Source organism: Methanomassiliicoccales archaeon, assembly GCA_026394395.1.
Classification (GTDB): domain Archaea; phylum Thermoplasmatota; class Thermoplasmata; order Methanomassiliicoccales; family UBA472; genus UBA472.
On the sequence record JAPKYK010000006.1, the window covers coordinates 80187 to 96355 of the forward strand.

The 16169-nt window shown below is 62.7% G+C and carries 11 protein-coding genes; 5 read left to right on the forward strand and 6 right to left on the reverse strand.

Annotated elements, in window-relative coordinates:
- Nucleotides 1-138 precede the first annotated feature (138 nt).
- Nucleotides 139-930: a sulfide-dependent adenosine diphosphate thiazole synthase gene (locus NT131_08395; GenBank protein ID MCX6651652.1), complete on the forward strand. Its 792-nt coding sequence runs from the start codon at nucleotides 139-141 to the stop codon at nucleotides 928-930.
- 1 nt (nucleotide 931) lies between these two features.
- Here the strand turns inward: NT131_08395 and NT131_08400 are convergent, their stop codons facing one another.
- Entirely contained in the window at nucleotides 932-6289 is a 5358-nt protein-coding gene (locus NT131_08400) for an ATP-dependent helicase (protein MCX6651653.1), read from the reverse strand.
- A 126-nt stretch (nucleotides 6290-6415) separates the two neighbouring features.
- Between NT131_08400 and NT131_08405 the strand changes: the two genes are divergently transcribed.
- Entirely contained in the window at nucleotides 6416-7240 is an 825-nt protein-coding gene (locus tag NT131_08405; protein MCX6651654.1) for a hypothetical protein, read from the forward strand.
- Nucleotides 7241-7274: 34 nt separating this feature from the next.
- Complete coding sequence (locus NT131_08410) at nucleotides 7275-8291, forward strand: carboxypeptidase-like regulatory domain-containing protein (GenBank protein ID MCX6651655.1); 1017 nt, start codon at nucleotides 7275-7277, stop codon at nucleotides 8289-8291.
- Here the strand turns inward: NT131_08410 and NT131_08415 are convergent.
- Nucleotides 8280-8858, reverse strand: a complete 579-nt coding sequence (locus NT131_08415; GenBank protein ID MCX6651656.1) for a FumA C-terminus/TtdB family hydratase beta subunit — start codon at nucleotides 8856-8858, stop codon at nucleotides 8280-8282. The genes NT131_08410 and NT131_08415 overlap by 12 nt on opposite strands.
- Nucleotides 8855-9724: a fumarate hydratase gene (locus NT131_08420; GenBank protein ID MCX6651657.1), complete on the reverse strand. Its 870-nt coding sequence runs from the start codon at nucleotides 9722-9724 to the stop codon at nucleotides 8855-8857. Before NT131_08420 ends, NT131_08415 begins: the two co-directional genes overlap by 4 nt.
- A gap of 105 nt (nucleotides 9725-9829) precedes the next feature.
- On the opposite strand from NT131_08420, the gene NT131_08425 reads away from it, so the two are divergent.
- Together NT131_08425 and NT131_08430 are read left to right on the forward strand one after the other, a co-directional pair.
- Nucleotides 9830-10768 (forward strand): ABC transporter ATP-binding protein, encoded by a 939-nt coding sequence (locus tag NT131_08425; GenBank protein ID MCX6651658.1) that lies wholly within the window; start codon nucleotides 9830-9832, stop codon nucleotides 10766-10768.
- Nucleotides 10769-10772: 4 nt separating this feature from the next.
- Nucleotides 10773-11624: an ABC transporter permease gene (locus tag NT131_08430; protein MCX6651659.1), complete on the forward strand. Its 852-nt coding sequence runs from the start codon at nucleotides 10773-10775 to the stop codon at nucleotides 11622-11624.
- A 41-nt stretch (nucleotides 11625-11665) separates the two neighbouring features.
- Here NT131_08430 and NT131_08435 read toward each other — a convergent pair whose 3' ends face one another.
- From NT131_08435 to NT131_08445, 3 genes are read right to left on the reverse strand one after another with little or no spacing between them, the layout of a single operon-like run.
- On the reverse strand, nucleotides 11666-12712 hold the full coding sequence (locus NT131_08435; GenBank protein MCX6651660.1) for an NMD3-related protein: 1047 nt from the start codon (nucleotides 12710-12712) through the stop codon (nucleotides 11666-11668).
- Between the two features lies 1 nt (nucleotide 12713).
- Nucleotides 12714-13013: a DUF424 family protein gene (locus NT131_08440; GenBank protein MCX6651661.1), complete on the reverse strand. Its 300-nt coding sequence runs from the start codon at nucleotides 13011-13013 to the stop codon at nucleotides 12714-12716.
- Nucleotides 13014-13050: 37 nt separating this feature from the next.
- Nucleotides 13051-16164: an ATP-binding protein gene (locus tag NT131_08445; GenBank protein MCX6651662.1), complete on the reverse strand. Its 3114-nt coding sequence runs from the start codon at nucleotides 16162-16164 to the stop codon at nucleotides 13051-13053.
- Nucleotides 16165-16169 lie beyond the last annotated feature (5 nt).

The following is a 16169-nucleotide window of genomic DNA, read 5'->3' on the forward strand; positions in this document are numbered from 1 at the left end:
CGGCCGGCACCTTGTTGGCGATGGGCGGTCCGACCCTCGTCTGGCCTTTTACCGTCCTGAAGGACGGTCTCGGGCATGGTATAAATAAAAAATGTTCTTTACCTAAAGCATCCGTTCTGAAACGCCCGAGGAGTTCACATGGAGATCGATGAGGTTCTGGTCACCCGCAAGATAGTGGAGAGGTATACCGAGGAGTTCTTGGAGAACGTGGACGTGGACGTTGCCATCGCTGGCGCCGGCCCGTCCTCCCTGACCGCGGCACGCTATCTGGCCCAGGCCGGACTGCGGGTGGTCATCTTCGAACGTAAGCTCACTCCCGGCGGAGGCATGTGGGGCGGCGGCATGACCTTCCCCATCATCGTGGTGCAGGAAGGTAGCAAGTTCTTGCTGGAAGAGATCGGCGTGCGCCTGCGGGACGCCAAGGATGGTTACTATACGGCCGATTCCGTGGAGGCCTCGGCCAAGCTCATCGCCGCCGCGGTGACGGCCGGGGCTAGGCTCTACAACACCGTGACGGTGGAGGACGTCATGATCCGCCACGACAGCATCTGCGGCGTGGTCATCAACTCCAGTGCGGTGGAGGTGGCTGGTCTGCACGTCGACCCGCTGGCCATTCGCGCCAAGTACGTCATCGACGGCACCGGGCATCCCGCGGAGGTGGCTCATGTGGTGCAGCGCAAGGTCGGCCGGCTGAACACCCCCAGCGGTCAGATCGAGGGGGAGAAGAGCATGTGGGCCGAGAAGGGGGAGCAGATGACGGTGGAGAACACCGCGGAGATCTACAAGAACTTCTACGTCACCGGTATGGCCTGCAACGCGGTCATGGGCTCGCCCAGGATGGGCCCAATCTTCGGCGGGATGCTGCTCTCCGGCAAGAAGGTCGCGGAGATGATCATCGCCCGCGAGAAGAAGGCCAAGAAGAAAAAGTGATTCAGTCCTCTTCTCCCATGACCTTTTCCAGGAACTCCTGGATCTCCCAGTCCGGGATCTCCTTGGTCCTTTTCTCGCGGACCGTCCAGCCCATCTCGGACACGAAGTCCTTCAACACCCTCTTGGCCTCCTTGTCCCCCTGCAGGTCCGTGATGGACAGGTCCTTGCCGCTGTGGCGGGAGCGGAAGCAGCCGATTATCTCGGGGCCGCGCATGATCAGGCTGCCCATGCCCCCGCACTTCTCCCTTATCTCATCGTACAGGTAATGGGCCATGTTGTCGAACTGGTATAGCACCAGCTCGCGGTCGGCCACCTTGCGGTCGATGACGTTGAGGTCGTCCTTCAGTACCCAGTGCACCGCGTCCCCGCCCCTTTCGAGGAAGCCTTTGGCCAGGAAACCCTCCTCTGTGAGCTGGGAGAGCAAGGACCGCAGGTCGCGCATGGGCATCTCGGATCGTATGTAGCGGGTGAGGCCGTCGGCGGTGAACACCCCGAAGTTGCGGAAAAGGAGCCGGAGGACCTCTAGCCTGGCCTCGCGCACTCCCAGTCCGGACGAGGGCACCAGGGTGATGCGGTTGTTCTTCCCGTAGGCGATGACCGTGGAGGAGCTCAGTTCCCGCAAGGCGTCCTGGGTGCGCCCGGGGCCTAGGATGGAACGGTCGAAGAAGACCCGCCGGGGCATCGGCAGATTGGCCTCCATCATCTTCACCAGGGTTAGGGCGTCCTCGCTGAGCGGGCGCCCCTTGGCGTCGCGGTAGAGGGAAGCGAAGCGCATGGTGGTGTACATCATGACCTCGGGGAGCCCATTGACCAGATAGAGGAACCCCTGGTCCACCAGGCGCTTGAGCGGTACTTTGACGCGGCAGCGGGCGTAGGCCGCGGGGTCGCCCCGGAAGCCGCCGCTGCGCTTCACCCCCTCCAAGACGTTGGGATAGGCCTCCTTCGGCAGCAGCCCCTGCTTGCGCATGGAGTACGCCCGCAGTTCCTCGGCGGAGTACTGGCGGTCGATCCCGCCCTTGACCCACATGCCCTGCAGACGGATGTAGCCGGCCTGGACCATGGCCGCGGCGGCCTCCCCCTGCACGTCGTCTGCCGCCGTCCCCAGCACTTCCTTTACCCGGACCATGTCATAGCCTAATTTTGTCTGGAAGTCCAGCAGCGGCTCCGCGGCCTTCAACGCCTGTGGTAAATACCCTTCCTGGTCCAGGTCGATGGCCCGCAGCTCCACGCACCCGCCCATGTTCCATTTCTCAATGCCGCCGACGACCAGCCCCTGCCGCAACACCGGGAACACCCAGGCATCGCCGAAGCGGGCGTTGTTGTCCGCCCAGCGCGGTTGCGCGGAGGGATCGTACAGGCTCACCACCGCCCATTCCTCCGGACCGGGGACGAAGGAACGCAAGGCGGGCAGCTCGTCGGCCATGATGACCATCTCCGCCGCCATCTCCCCCACGGCGATGGTCTCCACCTCCAGGTGCGAAAGGGCTTCCTCCACCTCGTAAGGGGAGAGCCCGGTGTACATCCTCACGACCATGGGCGGCACCGGTCCGTAGACCCGCACGAAGCGGCGCACTATCTCTCCAGCGGGATCGCCGTCGTACTCCGGCGCCTCATACAGCTGGTAGACGTTCTCCCGCGACCAGTCCTCGCCCTCCTCGTAGCGGCGCACGATGTACATGTTGCGGTCCAGGCGGTCCAGCGAATCTTTCACCGTTTCCTTGCCCTCCTCGAACTCCGCCGCCAGCTGGCGCAGGCTTGCCCCGCCTAGCTCTCCGATGCGGCGCAGCACCCGAGAGTCGAACTCGCTGGGGGACAGCCCCCGGTACGCTTTCACGTACATGGGGGCGTCCTCCGCCAGGACGTAACGAACCTTGCCGCGCAGGAAGCGGCCGTTGAGGACCACGTTCTGCTCGCGCAGCTCCTGCCATTCGTCCAGCCGGAAGCCGTCGACCCTCCGGGCGAGGTCATAGAGCAGCCCCATCTCCCCGAAGTGGCACAGGCATTCCCGGGGGTCGGCGAACCGCCTCTCCAGCTTGGACCTCTGGTACCCGTCGATCGTCAGATGGTCGAAGACCTCCGAACCGTGCCTCAGGCGCAGGTGGTCCCGCTTGAGCATGTATTGTTCTTGTTCCCCGACGACGAAACGGCCTTCCTCCAGCAGCCCCTCCTCGGTCATCTGCTTCAGGGCGGTGCGCACCTTCGTCTCCGGCAGGTGCAGGGCGAACGCGGCCTCGTCGGCCGTGGCCGGCGCCCAATACTCCAGATGGCGCAGCAGCGCCTGGTCCACCGCCCTCTGCCTGGGCATGGCCTCGACCGTTCGGGCGCGGTAGGTGAAGCGACCGTTGGCGTACGACGTCCGGCCGACGAGGTTGCGGGACTCCAGCGCGCGCAGCCTCCTTCCGCTCTCCTCGCGGTCCGTTCCGGTCAGCGCTTCCAGTTCCGCCGCCGTGCGGTCCTCCTGCAGGTGCTTCAGGACCGCGGCCTCTTCGTCCGTCACCTCCTTCCCCTCGGTCAGGGAAGCGTAGATAGGCAGGTGCTCCGCCGCTACGAAGTACACGTCGTCCAGGAACACCGAGGCGATGCGCCCTTCCGCCAGTAGCTCCGCGGCCCAGGCGTCGACCTGCTCCCGGTCCGGCCGGCAATAGACGTAGACGCTGCGGCCCTTCTCCTTGAACACGTGCAACGGCCCGACCCGGGAGATCAGCGAAAGCAGTGAGGGCTTGTCCTCGGCGATGCCCCTCTTGGCCCGGTAGTGCGCCGAGACCTTCTCCTCCTCGAATTGGAACTTCTGTTCGTCGCCCAGGACCTTGGAAAGCACCTTGCGATGCAGTTCGCGCAGGAGCGACGAGCGGTCCTCCATCATGACGATGTCCGAAATGCCGGCCAGCACGATGTTGTGCCCGAAGGGCGAGGGGATGGCGCTGTATGGAGCGGTCATGATCATCATGTCCCCGGACTCCATCTGGTGCACCACGGCCTCGGCGTTCTGGATGTCCATGGCGTCCTCCAGCACCTCGCGGTACGTTTCTTCGATCACCGGCACCGATTCCAGCCCGGACAGGTAGTCCAACAGGTACGTTGAGCGCACCTGCTGACGATTTACCGATACCTCCCTCCCTTTGTAGTTCCGCAGGATCATGAAGGCCCTGGCGGCCACGTGCCGGAAGCGCTGCTTGAATATCTCCGAGTCCTTCACGGCCCGGCGCAGGATGCCGCGCATCTCCCCCGCGCGTATCAGCCCGGGGATGAGGTTCATGTCGATGCGGCGCGGCGCCATTATCAGGAAGGCGTCGTCGGATATGGAGACGCTGACGTTGCAGCCCATGCGCTGCGTCAGCAGGAAGGCGTACGTACGCGAAAGGGCGTCGTTCACCCGGCGGCCGAAGGGGAAGTGGAAGATGAGGCCGCTGTTGTTCTGCCGGTCCGTGTAGCCCTCGACCAGCAAGTGACGCTGGTTGGGTATCGAGGCGGCCGCCCTCTGCTCCTTGAAGTAGTGCAGCAGCGACAGGGCCGAGCCGTGGTCGATGGAGAAGTTGTCCATCAGCCACTGGACGACCTCGTTCTCGTCCTCGTCCAGCTTCCCTTCCATTTCCCCGCGGAAGCGGGCGATCTCCATGGACAGGTCGAACGAACGGGGGAGCATTTCCCCGGTCCAGGACGGCACCGTGGGCTTGCGTCCCGGGGCCGAGCGGACGTACACCCGCATACCCTTGGCCCGCACGAACTCGTACGGCCGCCCGCCGAGTATGAACACGTCCCGAACACTCAGGCGCTCCACGAACTTCTCGGAGAGGTCCCCGACCAGGCCTCCGCGCTCGTTGAAGACCTTGTAAGACGCTTCCTCAGGGATGGTGCCCTGATTGAGGAAATAGATCATGCGCGCGCCCTTCTTCTTACCGAAAACCCCCTCGTCCGGGTCGTACCAGATCTTGGAGTACACCCCTTCGAAGGCGTCCTTGCTGCCGAGGTACCTCAGCGTCTGCCGGAAATCCTCCTCGCCCAGGTTCCGGTAGCAGTAGGAGCGGCGGACCATGCGTAGCGCCTCATCCACCGGCCAGCGCTTCTCCAGGGACATGCCGACCAGGGTCTGCGCCAGCACGTCCAGGGCGTTCTCCGGGATGCTCACGCGATCGATGTTGCGCCGGTGCGCCGCCCGGCACAGCACGGCGCACTCCACCAGGTCGTCCAGGTCCATGACCATCATCCGCCCCTTGGGCGTCTTGCCCACGGAGTGCCCGGAGCGCCCGATGCGCTGCAGCCCCTTGGCCACGCTCTTCGGTGAGCCTATCTGGCATACGAGATCGACGGAGCCTATGTCGATGCCCAGCTCCAGGGAGGTCGAGGAAACGACGCAGCGCAGCTCCCCGCGCTTCAGGCGGTCCTCCACGTCCAGGCGCGTCTCTTTGGACAGGGAGCCGTGGTGGGCCTCGATGCTCTCCACCCCCCGTTCGCGCAGTTTGTAGACCACCTGCTCCGTACCGGAGCGGGTGTTGGTGAAGATGAGCGTGGTCTGGTGCGCCTCCACCATCTCCTTGAGCACGTCGTACATGCGGGCGTTGACGATCTCGTAGGGCAGCGTGGTCATGTCCTCGGTGGGGCAGATCACCTCCAGGTCCAGGTCCCTCTTGGTCTGCACCTCGATGATCCCCACCGGACGGACGGAACCGTTCTCGCACCCTACCAGATACGAGGCGATGTCCTCTATCGGCGCCAGCGTGGCCGACAGCCCTATGCGGGTGATGGGCCTCTGGCACAGCTCCTGCAACCTTTCCAGCGTTATCGACAGGTGCACGCCGCGCTTGGAGTCACATATCTCATGGATCTCGTCCACGATGACGTACTCCACCTGGGAGAACTTCTCCCGGAACTTCGGCGCTGCCAGCACCAGCGCCAGCGATTCCGGGGTGGTGATGAATATGTGCGGCGGCTTGCGCAGCTGCTTCTGCCGCTCCGCCTGGGAGGTATCCCCGGAACGGACGCCCACCCGCACCTTGGGATATTCGTACCCCTTGTCCTGGGCCAGCTGGTTCATCTGGGCCAGTGGCTCCTCCAGGTTCTTGTGGATGTCGTTGGCCAAGGCCTTCAACGGAGAGATATAGACCACGTAGATGCGGTCCTCCAGCTTCCCTTCCTTGGCGTACTTGAAGAGCTCGTTGATGATGGAGGTGAAGGCGGTGAGCGTTTTCCCTGAACCGGTGGGAGAGGAGACCAGCACGCTCTTTCGCTGATGGATAAGGGGGATGGCATAGGATTGCGGCTCGGTGAGGCTGGCGAACCTGGAGCTGAACCACTCCGCGATCAGCGGGTCCAACAGCGACAGGACCTCCTCCTTGCTCGCCCTTCGCTTCACCCTCTCCATGCTTTAGCTCCTCTGGAACCCAAATTAATCGCGCGCATCGCTTTTATATCTTCCTTAGGGCCGGCCGAATATGCGGCCTCGATAGGTTTATGGACGCCGAAATGGAAATGGGGGCGGGGTACGGAAATGAGGTGGTTCAGGTTCGGGGCGGAAGGCGCGGCGCTTTCCTGGAAGGAGTGGGACAAGCTAGTGGCAGACCCGGAGGACATGATGGCCAGCATCGCCCTGGGACGGAAAGCCTACGGGGATTGCCTGAGGCTCGCTGGGATCTCCCCGGACCAGGGAGCGGTGGGCACCATCACCGCCTTCGCCCACATCCTCCATCACACCTTGGACGAGATGAGCGAGGAGCGCTGGCAGTTGCTGCGCTGGGACCTGCAGGAGGTCTGGAAACAGGAGGAGCTGGGGCTGTGGGACCCGCCGGAGACCGTCATGCGGAACACCGGCGACGGGATGCTTCTGGACCTGCTGACCGTCCGCAACTGCCTGGACCGGGTGGCACGGCCGGAGATCTACCGACTGGCCTGGTGCTGTTTCATCTCCTCCGGCAGGGACACTCACCTCCGGCCGGTGGACTCCCGGATGAGCAAGAACGGCCTGTCCGGCCCTCTAATGTTGCTGGAACGCCTGCGCCGGGACGGCCTCCCGCCGTTCCTGGACGAGGAAGAGAAGGAGGGCATGGCCTTCCTCCTGTCGTCGCTGCGGCTGAGCGATTGGGCTCCCTCGGACGAGATTCTGGACGTTCTGGCTGGGCATAGATATGCCTTGCACGCCAACAAGGTCTACCTGGACTACTATGTGAGCGGGGGACGCTGGGAGGACCGGGCGGAGGTGGCTCGCTGGAAGGAACGATGCCTGAAGGCCTGCGCGATGCTCATGGCCTTCCGGGTCATGTTCCTGGCCTCGGTGACCGGGGAGAGCGGCCCATTGCGGGTGAGCTTGCCCGATTAAGGTTAAATCCATGCTTCGACAATGCTCATTGCAGATGCGCAAGTTGTCCGTAATGTTACTGGCCGCGGCTCTGCTCCTGTGCGCCGTGCCCCTGTGCTCCGATCAGGCCGAGGGAGCCCCCTCGGACACGTCCATAGTAGGCCAGGTCATCGATGTTGAAGCTAGCGGATTTCCGGGAGTGGTCATCAAAGCGGTCAATGCCACCACCTTCTACGAGTATTCCACGGTCAGCGCGGCGGACGGCAATTACTCCCTCATGCTCAACCCCGGACTTTACACCGTCTCGGCCAACTTCATCAACTACACGGCCAACGTGACCTATCATAACGTCCAGGTGGGCGTGGGGCAGGTGGTCCGGCTCAACTTCACCATGTCCGAGCTGCTGGGCACCCTGACGGGTTACGTCAGCAATGGGACCGTCCCGATCTATGGCGCCAAGGTCACCCTGTTGAACGACCAGTACAATTACTCCGGCGTCTCGGTCAATCCCCTCGGGCAGTATACCATCAGCAATGTCCGGCCAGGGACGTACACCGTGATCACCAGCAAGGTCGGCTATTACGACTCCGCCCCCCAGGCGCCGGTGACCATGGAGCGCAATGTCACCAAGTTCCTGGACTTCGTGCTGGACGAGCAGCCGGCGGAGCTGAACGGCCGAGTGGTGTATCAGGGCGACGGGCTGGCCGGAGTTAAGGTCGTCATCGTCAGCAACCAGTTCACCACCACCGCCTACACCGATGGGAACGGCAACTACTCCTTCCAGCTGATCCCGGCCGGGACCTACGACGTAACGTTCAGCAAGGACACCTACCTGGACCATACGCAGAACGTCGGTCTGTCCCCATTCGAGGTCGAGACCCTGAACGTGGAGATGGAGTTCGACAGCGCGAACAACACCCATACCTACCTTCTGGACTTCGATCTAGCCCACTCCCTCATGATAGTCGGACTGACCATAACCCTGACATTGCTGCTGGTGGCCCTCTTCATCAACCACAAGGCCAAGCGCAAGCCCGAGACGGTGGAGAAGGAAGAGGAATCAGAGAAGTGAGGCTTTCTTCCTGACGGCGCCCTCGATCTCTTCGAACAGGCTTCGGCCGTGCGAGTCCATGGCCACTACCATCGGCCCCAGGCCCTCCGCCCGCAGGCGCCAGACCGCCTCGGCCATCCCCAGGTCCTCCCATTGTACGTCCAGCACTTCCGGAAGGTGCTCCGCGGCCAGCACCGCGGCGCCGCCGGTGAAGCTCAGGTAGGCGCAGCCGACCTCGCCCATGGTCTGGAGCACCTCGGGGGACATGCCGCCTTTGCCTATTATCAATCGTGGGCGGAACGCTTTCAAAAATTCAGGCTCGAGGGAGTTCATCCGGGCGCTGGTGGTCGGCCCCGCGGCCAGCACTTGCCATCCGTCCGCGTTCCTCACTATCGGACCGCAATGGTACAACGCTTTGTCCTTAAGATCGAAAGGCATCTTCTTCCCCTTCCGGTGCATCTCCAAGGCTCGCAGATGGGCCTCGTCCCGGAGCGTCAATACCTCCCCGCTGAGGCCAACCAGTTCCCCGGCCTTCAGGGACCTGACCTCCTTTTCGCTGATGGGAGAAACGATGTTCTTGACCTTCACCAGGACCCCTCCTCGGAGAAGTTCACTCGTCCGTCCCGGTGTATGCGGGCGAAGGCCTTGCGGGCGGCCCAGCAGTTGAGGCTGACCGCCACCGGCAGGCTGGCGGTGTGGCATTCGGCCTTCTCCATGAGCACCCCCAGGACGGTCGTTTTTCCGCCCAGGCCCATCGGCCCCAGCCCCAGGGAGTTGAGCTTTTGGTGAAGGTCCTCCTCCATCGAGGCCAGGGTGGCGTCGCGGTTCCGCGACCCCAAGGACCGCAGCAGGGCCTTCTTGGCCAGGAGGCAGGCGGTGTCCGCCGTTCCGCCTATCCCCACGCCCACCACGGTGGGGGGGCAGGGGCGGGAGCCGGCCTTCACCACGCAATCGATGACGAAGCGTTCGATCCCCTCGGTACCCTCGGCGGGGTTCAGCATGCGCAGGGCGCTCCAGTTCTCCGAACCGGCCCCTTTGGGCAGTACTGCGATATCCAAAACGTCGGTCTCCGCTGGTTCGAAGTGCACCGGCGGTATCCCCGCTCCGAGGTTGTCCCCGCTGTTGTGCCTGGAGAGGGGGTCCACGGCGTTCGGTCTCAACGGTATCTCCACGGTGGCCCGAGCCACCCCGCGGCGGATGGCCTCCTCCACGCGGCGGTCGCACCGTCCGCGCACGAAGAACACCGGCACCCCGGTGTCCTGGCATATCGGCACGCCCTTCTCCGCGGCCATCCTCACGTTGGTCAGTATGGTCTGCAGTTGCGAGAGGGCGATCTGCCGATCTTCGTTAGCTAACGCTCCTTCCAGCGCCCTGATCACGTCGGGTGGCAGCTGGCACTCGGCCTGGCGCAGCAACCTGACCACCGTCTCCTCGATGACCGCCGATGAAAGCATCTGTCATCTGGATGAGCAAACGGGGAGTTAATCCTTGGCCTGCTTTCGAACAGATTAGCGGGGTCGGCATTATATAGCGATGTGCGAATCACACGCGGGATCATCATGGACGGACCTATAGAGATCAAAGGTTTGACCAAAGTCTACGCTGGTGGGTTCAAGGCGGTGGACAATCTGGACCTGACCGTCCCCAAGCGAGCCTTCATGGGCTTCCTGGGGCCTAACGGCGCCGGCAAGACCACCACCATCAAGATCCTCACCAACATGCTCAGCGTGACCTCCGGCGAGGCCTACATCAACGGGATCAACGTGCTGCAGGACCCCAAGACCGCCCTGGCCGACGTGGGGGCGGTGGTGGAGACCCCTGAGTTCTATCCTTATCTTACGCCGATGGAGACGCTGCAGTACCTAGGCTCGCTGCGGGGCATGACCGCCACCGAGATAACCAACCGCGGGCGCGACCTGCTGGACCTGGTGAAGCTGACCGAGTGGAAGGACCAACGCGTGGGCAAGTTCTCCAAGGGCATGAAGCAGCGCCTGGCCATCGCCCAGGCCTTGCTGCCCGAGCCGTCGGTCGTCATCCTGGACGAGCCGACCTCCGGTCTGGACCCCCGCGGCATGGTGGAGGTCCGGGACATCCTCAAGCAATTGCACAAGATGGAAGTCACCGTGCTGATGTCGTCGCACCTGCTGAACGAGGTGCAGGAGGTGTGCACCGACGTCACCCTGATCAACCGGGGCAAGATGCTGCGCTCCGGGAGCGTGGCCTCGCTGATAAACGAGGTAAAGACTCGCAAGATCGAGGTGCGGACCCTGCAGCCTCTCGGCCAGGAGATGTTCGAGAAGCTCAGGTCCATCCCCGGGGTGAACAATTTCAACATCACCGGGGACCTCTCCTTCGTCATCGACTTCGAGGGGCAGGAGGACGCGCAGGCGGTGCTGCTCGTGGAGCTGCAGAACCTGGGGCTGATGGTCGCCTCCTTCAAGGAGTCCGGCCTGGCCTTGGAATCGTTGTACATGTCACTTATCATGGATTCGAGGTGAGAAGATGGAAAGCGCTAACGTTACCAACAACCGCCAGAGGCTGCCTTCCGACCTGATGCAGATGTTCACCGTCGCTCGATACGACATACTGAAGCATCTGCGCTCCAAGCGCCTGTTGGGCCTGCTCATACTAGAGGCCGTCCTCATAGGCCTTATGTTCGGCCTGCCTATCGCGCTGGGCGAGGACACCTCGGACGACCCTGCCACTTATATTTCTAGCTACATCATGTGGGTAGAGACCCTGGTGGTCATCGGGGCCACCATGTTCGCCGGGGACGCCATCGTCTCCGAGTTCCAGACCCGCACTGGATACCTGCTGTTCCCCAACCCGGTGAAGCGTTCCACCATATTCGTTGGCAAGTACATCTCCACGCTGGGGATCATCTTCCTGATGCTGGTGGTCTACTACGGCATATCCGCTGTGCTGACGTTCGCCATGACCGGCGGCAGCACGGTCCTGTGGATCTATTCCATGCTGTTCGCCTTCGCCTACGGCGCGGCCGCGGCGGCCCTGGGCTTCCTGATCTCCACGGTGTTCAAGGGGGCGACCGGTTCGCTGGTCCTGACCTTCTTCACCTTGCTGATGATCATGCCTATGATCGCCGGCATCCTGCCACTGGGCGAAATTAAGCCGTGGTTCTTGGTGACCTTCTGCGGAGGCGTGGTAACCGCCATAATGAGCCACGATTACCCCGTGGACAAGCTGAACCACATACCCTTGGGAGGGGGGCAGGAGATGACCTACTGGTCCTATTATCCTGACATAGGGCTATCCCTGGTGGTCATCGCCGTCTACATGGTGGCGTGCCTTGCGCTGGGGCTATGGCTGTTCAAGAGAAGGGAAATGGTCTCGTAAAAAAGGACAACGGGGGCTCGCCCCCATATCAATTTTTTATTTCAACCCTGCAGCGGCAGAAGATAGTATTCTTCCTCGTACTGGAAGACCTTGACCGTGTCCCCTTTTCGCTCGAACTTCGGCGGCTTCTTCAGGTCGAAGGTCTTGAAATTGGTGGGATGCATGACCTGCACCTCGCGGTCCGTCTCGTTGACTATGACCGCCTCCAGCAGGTCCTCCTTCCGGCCGACCACTTTGGCCGAGATCATGTCGCTGTTGCTGACCGTCACCGATTGCGCGGTCTTCAGGTTGGTGAGCTTGGTGGAGCTGGACCTCAGAGCACCGACCAGGAACATCTTGTTCTCGTACTGCACGATGTCCCCGAAGCGGTACGCCGGCAGGCGAACCAGGAAGGTCACCCGGTACATGTCCTTGCCCTGCTTCTGGGTGACCAGCTTGGCCGTCTCCTTGACCTCGGCCGCGTACTGGTCGGCGAGCTCGCGGGCTATGTGGCGGCCGACCACGGATGAGGATAGGATGACGTCTATCCCGCCCTCCTTGGTGGTGAGCCTGTTCACCTTAGAGATGAAGAGCTCGCGGTTGTCCTTGGTGTGCTCCTCCATCATCTTGTATATGCGCTCCAGTATCTCCTCGCGGAGGTCCTCGGGCATCTTGCGGTCGCGGGTGCGCACCTGTAGCGTCCCCTCGTAGTAATTGCCCATCATCTTGTTGCATCTTGGGCAGGAGGTGTTCTTGAAGCGGACGATGGTGCTGCGAGCCTCGTTGACCTCCAGTCCTTCCACGGTCAGCCCGAAGGTCATCCCCACGTCGTAGTTGGCCTCGTCGATCTTCTCGGCGTGCACGCTGACGTTCTGCACCTTCGTTTCCTTGTTCACCTGGGCGGCGACCTCGGTTGCTTTTTCGGCAGCCTCCTCCCGCCTCTCGATGTCGAGCCATTTGCCGTTGATTAGGTAGTCGTCGCAGTGGCCGCACTGGAAAAGATCCACGTGGTCCGGCAGGGCGGTGTAGACCTTGCCCTCCAAGAAGCATTTCTCGCACAGAGATTTGTAGGTCGGGCCATCGGCCCCGCATTTGACGCAGAAGGACATGTCAGTACCTTACCATCTGGGCGTGGGGCACGCCCTCAATCGATATTACGCAATCCATATCAATAAACCCATGCTCGGCGGCGATGCGGCAGACCTCCTGGCCCACCAAGTTGGCCATGGTGGCGGCCGAGAGCCGGTTCAGGAGCATAGCCTCGTCGCCCCCGTCCCCGCCGTAGAACTCCTCGCTGACCTCCAGGCGCAGCTGGCCTTCCTTGAGCTTCTTGCCTAGGAGGACCTCGTCGCAGGCGGCGATGAGTATGTCGCTGCCGCGCCTGTGCACCTTCACCCGGATCTTGGTCATCGCAGGGGAGTCATGGGCCGGCATGATAAACCTTTGCTCAGTCGCTGGTGATGAGCTTGTAGTGTCCGGCCTGCACCTCAAAGATGTCCCCGGCCTGCTTCAGCTTCCGCAGCACTTCCTTGAGCTCCACCTCGGACAGGTTGCGCTCGCTCGCCTTCTGTATCAGGGTCAGCTCGGATATGCCGGAGCGGGGGTCGGAGTTGTCGTGTATGAGCTGCCGCACCAGGGCGATGCGGTTCCTCTCGTTGCGCGTGGTCCCGGTCATCAGCTTGTCCACATCGATGGTGCCCTCGTCCGAGGCCATCTTCTTCAGGTAGTGCTCCACGATCTTTATGGCGCGGTCCGCGTCCTCTTTGGCGACGATCTGAGAGAGGCGTATGCGCGCGGACGCCTCGGACAAACGGATGAAGGCCTCCAGTTGCCTGGCGGTGATGGGGACCGACGACCCCTGCTTCTCCCCCAGCTTGCGTATGGAGAGGTATTTGTCGATTATCAGCTGCCTGGCTTCGTCGCTCAGCACCGGGGTGTACCGTTTGGCGTGCGCCACGTACTTGCGCATGAACTCCCGGTCGAAAATGGGCTTGAGGACGTCGGTCTCCTCCATGATGCGATTGTAATCGATGCCTTTGATCGTTTCCGGGTTCGGTACGTTGCGCAGCTCGCCGCGCACGTGCCCTTTCAGGATATGCTCGGCGATCTTCTGGTCCCGGGCGGCGTTGGGCTTGTCCGTCAGAGCGAATATCAGGTCGAAACGGGAGAGCAGCGCGGGGGGCATGTTGATCTGCGACGCTAACGGCTCCGTGTCGTCGAAGCGCCCGAACTTGGGGTTGGCCGCGCCCAGCATGGAACAGCGGCACTGTAGGGAGGCGGTGATGCCGGCCTTGGCCACGCTGACCCGCTGGGACTCCATGGCCTCGTGCATGGAGGAGCGGTCCTGCTCGGTCATCTTATCTAGCTCGTCGATGGCCGCTAGCCCTTTGTCGGCAAGCACCAGCGCCCCGGCCTCGAGGGTCCAGCGCCCGTCGCCGAACTCGTCCTTCACCGCGGCGGCGGTGTTGTGCACCAGAAATCCGTTGCCGATGAAGCTGTGAGCCCCTTCGACCGTAAGATCGTACACGTGCGGCGGCAGGTCCTCGTGCAGTTCCTTGACCCCTTTCACCTTGCTCGCGCGAACGTCCCCGGAACCAGAGCCAGATGGGGCCATGAGCAGCTTGTCGTCCGCTCTAATGTCGGACGCCCGCACCCACTTCGATTCCGCCTCGGACATGCCTCTTAGCATGGTCTCAGGGGTGACGACGATGCGCTCACCAGACGCCACTTCGAGTTCCACAAGAAATGAAGGGGTTCGCAATCGGAACAGCGCCGAGACCGGTCGGACGTCTGTATGACGGTCGTCCTTGACCGACAGCGCTCCGTTGATCCTCGCCTCCTGCCTCCATACCCCGGGCTCGATCTCCCGGGGCGCCTTCATGCGGGACTCCACGAACTCGCCTATAGGCTGCTTCTTCCCGTTCACCTCGATGAGGGTGTCCGGGGCGACGCACAGACCGGCCGCGGAGGAGCTCTTGCCGGAGGCGTAGATGCCGCGGGGAGCCATCTCCGACATGTAGCGCAGGATCTGGCTGTTGTGGGAGATGATCCCGTTGGCCACGAAGATGTGGGTCGTATCGACCTCGATGTCGTAGACGAAGCGCTCCTCGGCCTTGACCTCCTCCTTCTTGACCACCTGGTCCCAGCCGATGCCCCGGTTGTAGCCGCAATGGTTGCCTTCCGGCACCTCATCGATGGCCACGGCAATGCAGTTGCCCTCGATTATCTTGCTGGCCGCGCGCTGCGCCAGGAAATAGGCGTTCTGCACGAACAGCGGGTGCGTCGACGTCATCGTCAGCGTGCGCCCGGACTCGGTGGTGAACTTGAGAAGACGGCGCGGCGAGTCGCGCCTCCAGACGCGCATCGCCCTTCCTTTTTCCAGGTAGCCCCGGTGGGTGAAGGTCATGACCTCGAAGTCGGCGTCGGCGTACTCGCCGTCGTCCACCTCCTTGACCTCGCCCTTGGACATCCAGCCGTCCACCAGCTCTTTTATGTTGGCCTCGGAGCTGTCGCCCATGAGCACCCGGGCATCGCCGGTCACGCACTTGGCCACCCCGGGATCGCCGACCAGCAGGATGTGTATGTCCCCCCTGATCTTGGTGCCGTCCTCCAGGTGCTTGGCCGTGCCGCCGAACAGCTGCAGGGCGATGGCCTCCTTGACCTCGTCGTAACCATGGATGGCTGGGGCGATGGAGCCGACGATCTTGCGGAAGACCTCCGGGTCGCTGGCCTCCTTCTTTATCCGCTCCTCGTCCTCCTCGGAGATCTGCACCTCCTCGTACTCGTGCTGCTCGAACTCCATGGAGAGCACGTCCAGGTCGATGTCGAAGAGCGTGGACTTGATCTGCTTGTCCTTTTGACGGCTGCGCAGGACGCCGTTGAGCACCACCCGGTCGCCCGGCGCGATTATCCCTGCCAGGTCGTCCTCGAGGTAGGCCGTCAGCCGTTCAGGCTGGGCCCCGCCGCGCAGCCCTTCCGGGGACTCCTGCATCTCCACCTTCTGCGTGTCGACGTAGATGGATTCCTCGGCCTGCAGCACGAACTTGGTGCTTCCGGCGGTCCGCCCGCAGCCCTCCTGTTCCTTGTAGCATTCCATGGGCTCACGGAAGAACAGGCCGTCCTGCGGTTCCACGATCCGGGCGGGGCAGCGCATGCACTTGAAGACGCCCAATATCAGGCGCGGTCGCACCTCCGTGGCCTTGCGCACCAGTCCCTCCACGGACAGTAATTTGCCGAGATGCTCGCTGCGCAGATGGCGGATCTCGATGCGGCTGTCGCGCGGCAGGTCCTTGATGCGCAGGTGGATGTCTATACTGGCCTTGCTGGGGCTCATCAGGCGCTTGACCACCCCCTCCCCTTTCTCGAGGGAGCGGTCTGGGTGGAGCAGGATGAAGGAGGCGAAGTCCGGGTCGAAGCGGTCGATGTCCGAATAAGTGACGGTCAAGCTCCTCAGCCCAGGATACCTGTCGGTGAGCTCGAGCAGCTTGAGGCGGTTCTCCTCTGCCTCTAGGAACTCTTCCCAACGCGCGACCAGGTCCTCATCAGTGTAGTCGATAGGCAAAACCA